The sequence below is a fragment of the Mucilaginibacter sp. FW306-07-L genome (assembly GCF_058782065.1).
The window spans coordinates 680,738-693,292 of the sequence record NZ_JBYSXI010000003.1 but is presented as its reverse complement, the minus strand read 5'-3'; the positions used below and the strand labels follow the sequence as shown (position 1 = coordinate 693,292).

The window sequence follows — 12,555 nt, the reverse complement described above, 5'->3', positions numbered from 1 at the left end:
TGCCCCTGATGCTCGAGATACTTTTTCAGGATGAATACCTGGTTACGATAAATAAGCCGCACGGATTGCTGGTGCACCGATCTTCCATCGCCAATGATGCCAGTGAATTTGCCCTGCAGCTTTTGCGCGACCAATTGGGCCAAAGGGTTTATCCGGCACACCGTATTGACCGTAAAACCGGCGGAGTGCTGCTTTTCGCTTTAGATAAGGATACCGAGATAGCCATGCAAAAGCAGTTTGCCAATAACGAAGTTGCTAAAACTTACCTTGCTTTGGTTCGCGGGCACGCGCCCGATGCCGGCGAGATCGATTACCCCCTGCGCAAAGAGAACGGCACCCTACAGGAGGCCTACACTGCCTACACCACTTTACAACGTGCCGAGCTGAATGTGCCCTTCGGCAAGCATCAAACATCACGCTATTCACTGGTTGAGGTAAAGCCTCAAACCGGCCGCATGCACCAGATCCGTAAGCATCTGGCGCATATATTTTACCCTATCATTGGCGACCGCACGCATGGGTGCAACAAGCAAAATAAATTATTTAAGGAACGCTGGGCTATTGAAACCATGTTTTTACATGCGGAAAAGATTTCTTTTACTCACCCGGTTACCGGCCAACCTATCGCCATTAAGGCGGCGTTAAGGCCGGAGTTTGTAGAAGTTTTGAATTTGATGGAAATGTCCGTTAATCGGTAGTTAAGGCATTTTACTACTTGGTAAAACAGTAGTGGTTTACAATGGTTATAGTATTCAGCACCAAGTACTAACAACTATACCATGAAAATTGCACTTACGCCACAATTACTTGGCGACCTGATTGAAAAAGGGTTTACCTACATGTTAGCCAGCGAGATCGACAGTTCAAATGCCGACAGCGACCTTTCCATCATATTAAAACCGGTTAAAGCCGCACCCAAATTGCAGCAACTGCCCGATGGCTATCAAACCTTTTACCGTATTACACAGGAGCCCCTGCAAATGTGCTGTGGCATCAGCGAAACAAATATATTGGTTGATTTAGAAGATGGCGTAGTAACCGAAACCTACAAAGCTGAAGACGTTTACAACAGCAGCTATTTCAGGATGAGCGAAAGTTTTTTCAGACATGTATTGGACAGCCTGGAGGATTATGCCGTTTTCACGACAGATACCGTAGGTAATGTAAACAGTTGGAACACCGGCGCGCAAAAAGTTTTGGGGTACACCGAAAATGAGGTATTGGGCTACAGCGCCTCTGTATTTTTCACTACCGAAGATGTTGCCCGTAATCTGCCTGCATTGGAGTTAGAGACCGCCCTTAAAGAAGGACGTGCGATTGATGAACGCAACCACGTTTGCAAGGACGGATCAAAGTTTTGGGGCTCGGGCCTGGTGTTCCCATTATATGATGAGGAACAAAAGCACCGCGGCTTCACAAAGATCATGCGCAATTTACGGGAAGAAAAGGAAGCCCGGCATAGTGGCACAGTCTAAATTATATTAACTTATTTGAAATTATTTTTCAGCAGGCGAAACCCTTCTCTTTCTGTTACCGTAGAAAGTGCAAAATCCTGTTTCTTAACTATATACAATAGTTTTTGATATTGCTTTTATATAAGTGATTTTATGCGAATAGTTGACCCTGGCGCTCAACTTTTTACAAAATAATGTATCATTTATTTGCAATTTTAAAATGTTTAGATAGATTTGTATCTAACAATAGACATATTGTATAATTTAATAAACAGTTTGTTGTACCCCTATTCAACAACATAAAGAGATTAAATGAAGAGATTTACTATTGCAATCGCACTGTTGGTTAGTGTATTAAGTGTTCAGGCTCAAACAAAATATGTTACTGCAAATACAGCCGAAAATGCAGTTGATGAACAAGAAAGCTTAGCTAAAACATATCTTTCACAAATTATGGGTGTTGCGTTATCAGCAACCTCAAACCTTAAACTTTTTGAAGTAGTACATGATTGGATAGGCACTCCTTACCGTTTTGGTGGCAGCAGCCGTAAAGGAATTGACTGTTCGGGCTTTACTAAAGAGGTATACAGCAAGGTATTTAACCTGGCTATCAAACGTAACTCCCGCGATATATTTAGCATGGTTGACCCTGTTCGCCGTAATGAACTGAAAGAAGGAGATCTGGTTTTCTTTAAAATTCGCAGCCGCCGCATATCGCACATTGGTGTTTACCTTGGCAATGGCCGGTTTGCCCACGCATCATCAAAAGGTGTTGCTATTTCAAATTTAGAAGACCGCTACTACAGCCGTTATTTTTACAAAGGCGGCCGCTTAACCGCACAATACCAGGAAGAACTTGACATTCCTTTAGAAGAAGAAACTAATTAGAAACTTATTTATATTAAGTGTGATCCTCCCGTGTTCTCGGGAGGATTTTTTTTTGCCATGCGCCGTAACCTTTGCCTTGTATTTTTTATCCTTTTAACCGCTTCGGCCTGTATGCCCGGCAGCGATAAAGCGCGTAAACCGGCATCGCCAAAAGATACCATAAACCAAAAACCCTTTATCGCCCCTGGTGATACCATCACCATAGCCGCCGTTGGCGACATAATGTTGGGCACTTCATACCCTGATAGATCAACCTTGCCGCGAGATAGCAGAAAACATAGCTTTAAACCGGTAATACAACACTTACGTGATGCCGATATCACGTTTGGCAACCTCGAGGGGGTACTTTTAGATACTGGCGCGCCATCTGAATTTAAGTTGCATCAAAAAAGTAAAGCCTATCTGTTTAGGATGCCTGAGGCTTACGGCGGTTTGCTGAAAGATGCCGGCTTTGACCTGATTAGTTTAGGCAACAACCACTCTAACGATTTTGGACCGGCAGGCCGTAAAAGCAGCATGCGCATTTTAGATTCGTTGCAGATACAACACGCGGGTTTACGCAGTAAACCTTCCGCCATATTAAAGGTAAAGGATATAAAGGTGGGGTTTTGTGCGTTTTCGCCAAACAGCCAAACGGTATCGCTGCTTGATCTGCCTAACGCCGCACGTATCATCCGCGAGCTCAAGCAGCAAACGGATATTGTTATTGTATCCTTTCATGGCGGCGGCGAGGGTACCGAGTTTGAACATGTTCCCCGAAAAACGGAAACCTATAAAGGCGAGAACAGAGGCGATGTTTACGCATTCGCCCACAACGCCATTGATGCCGGTGCGGATGTAGTATTAGGCCATGGCCCCCACCTTACCCGAGGAGTAGAGTTGTATAATAATCGCTTTATAACTTATAGCATGGGTAACTTTATCACTTACCGGGGTGTAAATACCAGCGGCTTATGTGGCCTTGCCCCGCTGTTTAAATTAAAAATAAACAAAAAGGGCGAGTTTGCCGGCGGACAAATTATCGCTACCAGGCAAACTTACCCTCAGGGTATTCGTGTTGATACAGCCAACCGGGTTATCAGGCGTATAAAAATTTTAACCGCTGCTGACTTTTCTGATACAGACCTTGAAATTACTGATGATGGCTTGATAACGCCTTTGTACTAAACCGCTTTGTCGGCCGTATTACGCACCAGCCCAACTCCGGTAAAAAAGAAGATGATGCCAATTACGCCAACTACGACCAAAGTAGTTATCTCGGCATTTTTTTGGATGATGCCTACGCCGGTGTAGATCAAGCCGATAATACCTAATACAGTAAGTATAGTTCCAAATGTGCGTTTTAAGTTCATGGTGATTTAATGTTTGCATTTAATTAAACAAATTGCACACCAATATTTAATGCTATATTTATTTATCGTTTAATCATTTGTTTTTATGGACTTTCCTATCTCCCTTACGATAATTGTAGTATTGTTTATTGTTATACTGTTCAGTTCATTTGTGACTGTTAAACAGGGCACTATAGCGGTTGTTACTATATTTGGCAAATACCGCCGCATACTAACGCCGGGGCTAAATTTCAAAATTCCGCTTATCGAGCTCATCCAATCGCGCATCTCCATACAAAACCGCTCGGTTGAGCTGGAGTTCCAGGCTGTAACTTACGATCAGGCTAATGTATATTTTAAGGCGATGCTGCTGTACTCCGTATTGGATCAGCAGGAAGAAACCATTAAGAACGTAGCTTTTAAGTTTGTTGACGAGCGTAACCTGATGCAGGCACTGGTGCGCACCGTTGAAGGCTCCATACGCGCCTTTGTAGCCACCAAACGCCAGGCCGATGTGCTGATACTCCGCCGTGACATTGTAGAGCACGTAAAGGAACAGTTAGATAATATACTCGAAGGCTGGGGTTATCATTTACAGGATCTGCAGTTGAATGATATTACGTTTGACGATATCATCATGAAATCAATGAGCCAGGTGGTGGCATCAAACAACCTGAAAGCAGCCGCCGAGAACGAAGGCCAGGCCTTGCTCATCACCAAAACCAAGGCAGCCGAAGCGGAGGGTAATGCTATTAAAATATCTGCCGAAGCAGAACGCCAGGCAGCGCAGCTACGCGGCCAGGGTATAGCCCTCTTCCGTGAGGAAGTGGCCAAGGGTATGACGGTAGCTGCCAAAGAAATGCAGGAAGCTGATATGGATACCTCGGTGATCCTTTTCACCATGTGGACAGAGTCTATCAAGCATTTCGCCGAGAACTCAACCGGCAACGTGATCTTCCTGGATGGCTCGGTGGATGGCATGCAGCGCACTATGAAAGAAACCATGGGGTTAAACCTTTTGAAGGATGACAAGGTCAAAAGGTAAAACTTTTGGCTGTTATGGGATTTAATTTTTTTAGGATAGCGATATTGCTGGTGCTGTTTACGGCCACTGATAGTTTTGCACAACAAGGCTATAAAACACTTACAACCAATGATTTTCAGGGCACCCCGCGCCGAACCAATTTTGCCGCGGTTGCTTACACTAATTGCAGCATAAACTATAATTACAGCGTAAAGCGAATAAAAGGTGTATTCCGGATTGATTTTGAGGTGGGTATGGTGATGAACAAGGATAAATCATGGCTGGACAAAAGCCGTGTTAAAACACCCGAAATGCTGGCCGAGGTTTTAAGGCACGAGCAAGGCCATTATGCCATTGCCTACTTACAGCAGCAGGAAGTTTTACGCAAGTTTAACAGCACCCAGTTTGGGCGCGACTACAGCATAGTGATAGCCGATATTTTTAACCGCATTGATGCCAAATACCAGCAGATGAATAAAGATTATGAGGACGACACCAACCACATGCAAAACCGCGCCCAACAAGCCGTATGGGATAGATATTTGGAAAAGAAGGTAAGCAATATGCCGCCTTTAACAGCATCCATGTAAAATAAAAAAGCGCCGACCATTTATAAAACGGCAGCGCTTTTTGCTTATGGTGATTTCATTAATACAGCAAATGATCGTAAGGATATCGGGCCGTATGTATGGCTTTTACCTTATCATACAATAACTGCCTGAACTCGTCGATATTGTCGCGCTTGGCGGCTGAAATGAATATGGCGGGGCTGTTGTGTCTGCCCATCCAGCTTTGCTTAAAGTCCTCAAGCGTTAAGGGCTTCAATTCTTCGCCCTCAAAGGTTTCTGTAGGTTGATAAGCATCAATTTTATTGAATACCGTAATATTCTCCTTATCCACGGCACCCAACTCCTTCAACGTTTCATTAACCGTACGGATCTGATCCTCAAAATTAGGGTGCGATATATCAACCACATGGATCAGTATATCGGCTTCGCGCACCTCGTCAAGCGTTGATTTAAAGCACTCCACCAAATGGTGAGGCAACTTGCGGATAAACCCAACCGTGTCTGACAGCAGAAACGGTGCGTTCTCGATCACCACCTTGCGCACCGTGGTATCCAGCGTTGCAAACAGCTTATTCTCGGCAAACACATCCGATTTGGAAAGCATGTTCATGATGGTGGATTTGCCCACGTTGGTATACCCAACCAAAGCCGCACGCACCAACTGATGCCGGTTTTTACGCTGCGTTTCGTTCTGGCGGTCAATATCCTTCAACTTGTCTTTCAACAACGATATTTTATTCAGGATCAAACGGCGGTCAGTCTCTATTTGCGACTCACCCGGACCACGCATACCGATACCACCCTTTTGGCGCTCTAAGTGAGTCCACAAACGGGTAAGGCGGGGCAGCATGTATTGAAGTTGCGCCAGCTCAACTTGGGTTTTAGCCTGTGCCGTTTGCGCGCGGCCTGCAAAAATATCAAGGATGAGGTTGTTACGGTCAAGTATCTTTACCTTCAGCTCATTCTCAATATTACGCAGTTGCGATGGCGATAATTCGTCATCAAACACAACTATATCTATTTCTTCGGCTGTTACATATTCCTTTATTTCTTCGAGCTTGCCTGTACCAACGTAGGTAGCACGCTCCGGACGGGATAGTTTTTGAGTGAAATATTTAACGGTTTTTCCACCGGCGGTTTCCACCAAAAATTCTAATTCTTCCAAATATTCCTTTTCCAGTTCCTCGGTTTCGTCGGCAGTAATTACACCAACTAAAATCGCTCTTTCCTGCTTTACAGCAGTGTCATAAAATTTTTGTTTCATTCAATAAAATGATTAACAATCAAAATGCCAAGGTAATAAAATGGCGCTGTTTTACTCAAGCTTATGCCAAAATAGCATAAACGATATATGGATCAGGGTATTAACCCGGCTATAATGATCAGGTACTAAAATGAGATTAATTAATATACTTCGGTCCGGCTATCGGGCAATAGCGCTACCTTGGAACCAAAGTATTAAACAAATATGGTAGTAATTTCCATGATGAGGCAAAGGTAAGAAATTTTAAAAAATATGCGCCTGCCCTGAAAAATCTTTCAGCGGCACAGGCTATACGCCTTGCTCCGGTTATGGAGACAGGCCTGCGCTCTTTTATCAGGATAAGCTAAACGTCAAAACTTTACCAAAAAATCTTCTTTAACCTGGCCTTTTTTAAAATACACCAACCCTATCCAAAACAGGTCAACAGTTACCGTTACCTGCGGATGGTCTTTTATTTGTGCCCAGGCTTCTTTCATGCCTTCGCTCCAGTATATGTCATCAAATATCAGCAAGGTGTCCTCATGTACATGGGGCAGGCACCACTCAAAATATCGTAGTGTGGCTTCTTTTTGATGGTTGCCATCTACAAATACAAAATCGAGCTTGGGCAGGCTACCGATAATGGAATACAACGTATCGTCAAAATTGCCAACAGTTAGCGCGATATCACTCAGCTTCTGGCCGGCGAATTGCTGCCCGGCTACCGCCGCGGTTTGAGGGCACCCTTCAAGCGTATAAACTTTAGCTTTAGGCGCGGCTTGCTGCAGGTACAGGGTGGTAACACCAAGGCAGGTGCCTAACTCAATAATGCTTTCGGGTTGGGTACTTGCCACCAGGCGGCATAACAGTTGCGCGAGTTTGGGTGGTTTAAGCGCGTTTTTAGCAATATCGGCAATGCGTTTTTGCTTATTGTTGTTTACATGCGAGCCCGCACCCAGGTCGGTTACGGTAATGCTGCGGTCATCGGCAAGTAAATGTTTACGCACCTGCTCTATATCGTTGTACACTTTTTTGGGCTCAAAATCGTATATTACCTTATCAACCAAATGATATACGAACGGGGAGTGTATACCGTGGCGTGTTTTTGCGCTGAAGCGGTGCCGCAGGTAATCGACAGCAAACTTTATGTTGAACATGGTTGTAAAATTATATAATTAGTAATACTTTACTTATACACATGTTAAATACCGCAGAAATAAACTCATTGATAAAACTGCTCGATGATCCCGATCAGGAAATATTTGAGCATGTGCATGGCAAACTCCTGTCATTAGGCGGCGGCGCTATTGAACCGTTGGAGACGGCATTTAGTGAGGCTTTTGACCCTTTATTGCAGGAACGGATTGCCAACCTGGTGCACGAAATACAATTCGGCCTGTTAAAAAACGACCTGAAACTATGGATCCATAGCGGGGCCTTTGATCTATTGCAGGGAGCTTTGATCATTAACCGCTACCAGTACCCTGAACTGGATGAACAAAAAGTGATCAACCAGATCGAGGCCATAAAACGTGATATATGGCTGCAGATGATGAATGAGGGCAGCCCGGTAGAGCAGGTAAAACTCATAAACCATGTATTTTACAACCTTTACGGGTTTACCGGCAATACCAGCAACCACCAGGATCCGCAGAACAGTTACCTGAATCAGGTGCTCGAAACCAAAAAAGGCAACCAGATATCGCTGGCTATTATTTATTCCATCATTGCCCAAAAATTGGATATACCGGTTTATGGCGTTAACCTGCCGCAGCATTTTATCCTGGCTTATTTAGATGAGGGTACGCAAAGCGAGTTTGAAAGCGGCATCTTGTTCTACATCAATGCCTTTAACAAAGGGTTTATTTTTGGCCGCAGGGATGTTGATATGTTTTTAAAGCAACTAAAACTTACGCCCGATAAGCAGTTTTACGAACCCTGCTCAAATACCCAGATCATTAAACGGGTAATACGCAACCTCATCAGTGCTTATGAGCACCTGGGTTCAGCAGAAAAAGTTGCCGAACTGAATGAGTTGCTGGAGATTGTTGAATAGCTTTTTAGTTGGCAGTTTATAGTGCGCAGTTCGTAAAAGGATTTTCAAAAAAACTGCGCACTGCCGGCTGTAAACTGACAACCGCACACTGCAAACTTACTTAGTAAGCCACCCGTTAGATGCCATCCAGTTGGTGAGGCTATTGAACCATAACTCCTTTGTGGTTGGGTTTACCATGCCGAAACCATGGCCACCTGCCGGGTATAAATGCATTTCGGCTTTTACTTTATTAGCCAGCAATGCATTATAAAAAAGCAGGCTGTTTTGAACCGGTACTGTAGTATCATCCTGGGCATGTACTAAAAATGTTGGTGGGGTTTCAGGCGTTACCTGCAATTCATTGCTGAACTCATTTACTAACTTTGCTGATGGCTCCTTGCCGATCAGGTTATCCTTTGAGCCCTGATGGGTAAATTCACCGAAGCTGATAACCGGATAGATCAGCATCCCAAAATCGGTGCGCAGGTTAATATTGTTTTTATTGGGGATAACCGCCTTTTTGAAATGCGTAATAGCTGTTGAAGCCAGATGCCCGCCCGCCGAAAAACCAATAATGCCCACCTTGTCCGAACTGATGCCCCATTCGGCAGCGTTCATACGTAACATTTGTATGGCGCGCTGCACATCCTGTAAAGGGCCTATGGTTTTATCTACCATAATGGTGTCATTTGGCAGCCTGTACCTAAGCAGAAATGCCGTAACGCCAATTTTATTGAACTCACGTGCTATCGCATCGCCCTCATGCCCCGTAACCAGCCCGGCATAACCACCGCCCGGTAATACAATTACCGCCGTACCGTTTGCGGTACCCGCAGCAGGCAAATACGGCGTAAGTGTGGGTGCAGTCACTTTTAATGTCCAAGCGCCCTCTGTTTTTTCCACGTACGATTTAGGCGCGGGTTTTGAACCGGGCACGCCATCCGGATATAATAGCAAAGGCTTTTGTTTTTGGGCGAATACGTTCACAGTTAATAATACCAATAAGGGTAAGGCAAGAATTTTCATTATAAAGGGTTATAACCAAATGTATGTATTTTATTATGCTTTCACTATAGCAACAAGGGCGGTTCCTTAGTCAGGAAACGCCCTTGTTTTAATTAATAGACTTGTAATTATTTTATCTCGAATACCGCGTTGATCTGGAAGCTCAGCTTGATCTGTTTAAAGTTGATGTCAGATTCAGGTACACCGGCTTCATCCGCAACACCCCGCATGGCCATCGTAGCATACATACGCGGCTGAGGGAAACTGCTGTTATCCGTTTCGGAGATATTGATGGCGCTGCCCAGTTTATCGCCCAAAGCGGTTACCAGGTAAGTAGCTTTCTCTTTGGCTGACAGCAAAGCCTGTACCTTCAGCTCTTTTTTCAACTCATTGATTTTGGAATAATCATAGCTATCAATATTGGTTGACTGGATACCTTTAGGATCTATCTTACTTAGTATCTGGTTATACTTGTTCAGGTCGCGAAACTTGATACTGTATTGTTTGCTTACCAAAAAGTCGGGATTTTTCTTCTTTTCGGTAGCCATGTTCCAGCTCGAAACGTTATTTACTGTAAAATCCTCTTTAGCTACGCCGGCAGCAGATACCGCCTTTTCCAATTGTTTTTCCAGATCACTTATAGCGATCTTCTTTTTACCATCCATATACTCACGCAGTGAGATGGATACATTGATAATATCGGGCGTAACTTCTTTCTCGGCAATGCCGGTAACTTCTATTTTGCGGCGCAAGTCGGCTGTTTGAGCAAACGAACTGTAGGTAGTGGCAATTAAGGCCGCGATGATCATTAATTTCTTCATGGTTGTGTATAATGTATTTATAGGTATAGACGAGGATTCCCTCCAAAGTGAAACATGCAACAAAAACATTACAATTGAGACCTCACCCCAACCCTCTCCCTGGGAGAGGGAGTTAAAAGATTGAAGTACCGAAACATAGCTACTGCTGCTTTTTCTTCTCGGTATGCTCGTAAATTTTGGTATTTACAGCAACGGAATCCTTAAAATAAACAAAAAGGCGCTTTACGTAGCTTGGCGGGTAGCCATCGTATTTTACCACAATGTCATAGTAAATATAATCGTCCTTTTTACCTTGCGGCCAGCCAAGGGTATCAGTAACCTGGTAAAATTTCATGCCCTTGATCTTATGGTTCTGTAACAGATCATTAACCATATTGGCGCGGTACTTAAAGTCGAGCCCGTCGGCATCTTTCCATAATTTACGGTTAAACGGCTGATCGCTGTTACAGGCTGATAAAAGCATCATAACAAAAGAGAGCACAACTATTAAGGCCTTATTTAACATCGCTGGTAATTATAGCGCAAAGATACTTAATTTTTATGCTCCTGCACTTCAACCGCGGTCACAACCGAATCGGCGTTAAAAGATACAGCCAACTCCTTTGAATAAACCGGGTCAATGTCGGCACCATACTTCATTACTATATCGTAGTAAATATGATTAGCCTCACGGTTATCGGGCTCGCCAAGCATTTGCACAACTTCGTTCAGGGGCTTGCCTTTTAAATCGTGGTTATTTAAAAGGTCTTTAAGCATGCCGTTGCGGCGCGGATAATCCCATTCTTTCTTTTCACTCCACTTTTCCTTATCAAACTTTTGCTTACAGCCGTACGCTATAAGTAAAGACACAATAAAAACTAAACGGAGTAATATTTTCATTAAATGTTATTCAGTAAATATGCTTTGAAGCTTTCAAAATCAGCCGGCATTTGTACGGCTTGTTTCTCTCTTCCTTCAAGCTGTTTAACGGATTCGGGTACCGAAATGTTCACCGCAACATCAGCCGGTATTACATCCGGAAACTTGCACGGATGCGCGGTTGACAGGAAAACGCCGGTTGTTTCAGCATGGTCTCCCTGCCATTCCTTTAAAGCCTTCCAGGCTATGGCCGTATGCGGGCAAACCACATATTGATGAGCAGCATAAACATTCTCAATGACTTCAACGGTTTGCTCATCGTTATAACTATACCCAGTGATAAGTTGCTTCAAAGCTGCTTCATTACCTTTAAACAGATCGGCAATGCGCACCCAGTTGCTTGGATTGCCAACATCCATCGCGTTTGATATGGTTGATACGGATGGCTTAGGCTCATAAACACCGGTTTTTAAAAACGCGGGCACCGTATCGTTAGCATTGGTAGCGGCAATGAACTGCTCAACCGGCAAGCCCATTTTCCAGGCTAACAAACCGGCGCCGATGTTACCAAAGTTACCGCTCGGCACCGCGAAGGCTACCTTGCTTTTACCCTTGCGCAGTAACTGAGCGTAGGCATTAAAGTAGTAAAAAGTTTGCGGTATAAGCCTGGCTATATTAATGGAGTTGGCTGATGTCAACCGGTAGGTTGCGTTCAGTTCCGCATCGGTAAAGGCTTGTTTAACCAGTGCCTGGCAATCATCAAAAGTACCATCAACTTCCAAAGCGCGGATATTTTGGCCGTTGGTAGTTAGCTGCTGCTCCTGCACACCGCTTACCTTACCTTTAGGGTAGAGGATGGTAACACGGGTATTGGGCACCCCTAAAAAGCCCAGGGCTACGGCACCACCGGTATCGCCGGAGGTGGCTACCAGTACATCAAGCTGCTTTTCGCCTGCCTCTAAAAAGTAGCTCATTATGCGGCTCATAAAGCGTGCACCAAAATCCTTAAAGGCTAATGACGGGCCGTGGAACAGCTCCAGCACATATACCTCATTCTCCAGCTCCACCACCGGGGCATCAAAGTTAATGGCATCATCAATCAGTGCTTTCAGGTCAGCCTCGGGGATGGTATCGCCCAATATATTTTTAGCTACGCCGAAGGCGATCTCCGGCAGGGTAAGTTCGCCCAGTTTGCTGATAAATTCATCGCTTAAACGCGGAATGCTCACCGGCATATATAAACCCTTATCCTGCGGCATACTGTTAAAAACCGCCTCTTTAAATGATACGCTTGCTGATGTATTGTTGGTGCTGTATAGTTCCATGA

Annotated in this window: 15 protein-coding genes; 7 read left to right on the top strand and 8 right to left on the bottom strand. The window is 44.3% G+C overall.

Annotation, left to right across the window (positions count from 1 at the left end):
- The first annotated feature begins 8 nt into the window (after positions 1-8).
- From AC3WJC_RS18275 to AC3WJC_RS18260, 4 genes are all read left to right on the top strand, one after another.
- Positions 9-698 (top strand): pseudouridine synthase, encoded by a 690-nt coding sequence (locus tag AC3WJC_RS18275; protein ID WP_492400556.1) that lies wholly within the window; start codon positions 9-11, stop codon positions 696-698.
- 81 nt (positions 699-779) lie between these two features.
- Positions 780-1,475: a PAS domain-containing protein gene (locus AC3WJC_RS18270; protein ID WP_492400555.1), complete on the top strand. Its 696-nt coding sequence runs from the start codon at positions 780-782 to the stop codon at positions 1,473-1,475.
- A gap of 291 nt (positions 1,476-1,766) precedes the next feature.
- Entirely contained in the window at positions 1,767-2,342 is a 576-nt protein-coding gene (locus AC3WJC_RS18265) for a C40 family peptidase (protein WP_492400554.1), read from the top strand.
- A gap of 57 nt (positions 2,343-2,399) precedes the next feature.
- On the top strand, positions 2,400-3,509 hold the full coding sequence (locus AC3WJC_RS18260) for a CapA family protein (RefSeq protein WP_492400553.1): 1,110 nt from the start codon (positions 2,400-2,402) through the stop codon (positions 3,507-3,509).
- Here the strand turns inward: AC3WJC_RS18260 and AC3WJC_RS18255 are convergent.
- Positions 3,506-3,694, bottom strand: coding sequence for a hypothetical protein (locus tag AC3WJC_RS18255; protein WP_492400552.1), 189 nt, complete (start codon positions 3,692-3,694; stop codon positions 3,506-3,508). The two genes, AC3WJC_RS18260 and AC3WJC_RS18255, sit on opposite strands and share 4 nt — an antisense overlap.
- A gap of 85 nt (positions 3,695-3,779) precedes the next feature.
- On the opposite strand from AC3WJC_RS18255, the gene AC3WJC_RS18250 reads away from it, so the two are divergent.
- Both AC3WJC_RS18250 and AC3WJC_RS18245 read left to right on the top strand, forming a co-directional pair.
- Positions 3,780-4,718 (top strand): SPFH domain-containing protein, encoded by a 939-nt coding sequence (locus tag AC3WJC_RS18250; protein ID WP_492400551.1) that lies wholly within the window; start codon positions 3,780-3,782, stop codon positions 4,716-4,718.
- 14 nt (positions 4,719-4,732) lie between these two features.
- Positions 4,733-5,287 carry a DUF922 domain-containing protein gene (locus tag AC3WJC_RS18245; protein WP_492400550.1) on the top strand — a complete coding sequence of 185 codons (555 nt, stop codon included), beginning with the start codon at positions 4,733-4,735 and terminating at the stop codon, positions 5,285-5,287.
- Positions 5,288-5,345: 58 nt separating this feature from the next.
- On the opposite strand, the gene hflX is transcribed toward AC3WJC_RS18245, so the two are convergent.
- A complete protein-coding gene (gene hflX, locus AC3WJC_RS18240) occupies positions 5,346-6,530 on the bottom strand; it encodes a GTPase HflX (RefSeq protein ID WP_492400549.1) in 1,185 nt (394 codons plus the stop codon).
- 350 nt (positions 6,531-6,880) lie between these two features.
- Entirely contained in the window at positions 6,881-7,666 is a 786-nt protein-coding gene (locus tag AC3WJC_RS18235) for an O-methyltransferase (RefSeq protein WP_492400548.1), read from the bottom strand.
- Positions 7,667-7,707: 41 nt separating this feature from the next.
- Between AC3WJC_RS18235 and AC3WJC_RS18230 the strand changes: the two genes are divergently transcribed.
- Positions 7,708-8,565, top strand: a complete 858-nt coding sequence (locus AC3WJC_RS18230; RefSeq protein ID WP_492400547.1) for a transglutaminase-like domain-containing protein — start codon at positions 7,708-7,710, stop codon at positions 8,563-8,565.
- Positions 8,566-8,661: 96 nt separating this feature from the next.
- Here AC3WJC_RS18230 and AC3WJC_RS18225 read toward each other — a convergent pair whose 3' ends face one another.
- From AC3WJC_RS18225 to thrC, 5 genes are all read right to left on the bottom strand, one after another.
- A complete protein-coding gene (locus tag AC3WJC_RS18225) occupies positions 8,662-9,570 on the bottom strand; it encodes an alpha/beta hydrolase (protein ID WP_492400546.1) in 909 nt (302 codons plus the stop codon).
- A 107-nt stretch (positions 9,571-9,677) separates the two neighbouring features.
- Positions 9,678-10,370: an SIMPL domain-containing protein gene (locus tag AC3WJC_RS18220; protein WP_492400545.1), complete on the bottom strand. Its 693-nt coding sequence runs from the start codon at positions 10,368-10,370 to the stop codon at positions 9,678-9,680.
- Between the two features lie 139 nt (positions 10,371-10,509).
- Entirely contained in the window at positions 10,510-10,875 is a 366-nt protein-coding gene (locus AC3WJC_RS18215) for a hypothetical protein (protein ID WP_492400544.1), read from the bottom strand.
- Between the two features lie 26 nt (positions 10,876-10,901).
- Positions 10,902-11,249: a hypothetical protein gene (locus AC3WJC_RS18210; protein WP_492400543.1), complete on the bottom strand. Its 348-nt coding sequence runs from the start codon at positions 11,247-11,249 to the stop codon at positions 10,902-10,904.
- Positions 11,249-12,553 carry a threonine synthase gene (gene thrC / locus AC3WJC_RS18205; RefSeq protein ID WP_492400542.1) on the bottom strand — a complete coding sequence of 435 codons (1,305 nt, stop codon included), beginning with the start codon at positions 12,551-12,553 and terminating at the stop codon, positions 11,249-11,251. The genes AC3WJC_RS18210 and thrC overlap by 1 nt, the downstream gene beginning before the upstream one ends.
- Positions 12,554-12,555: the final 2 nt, after the last annotated feature.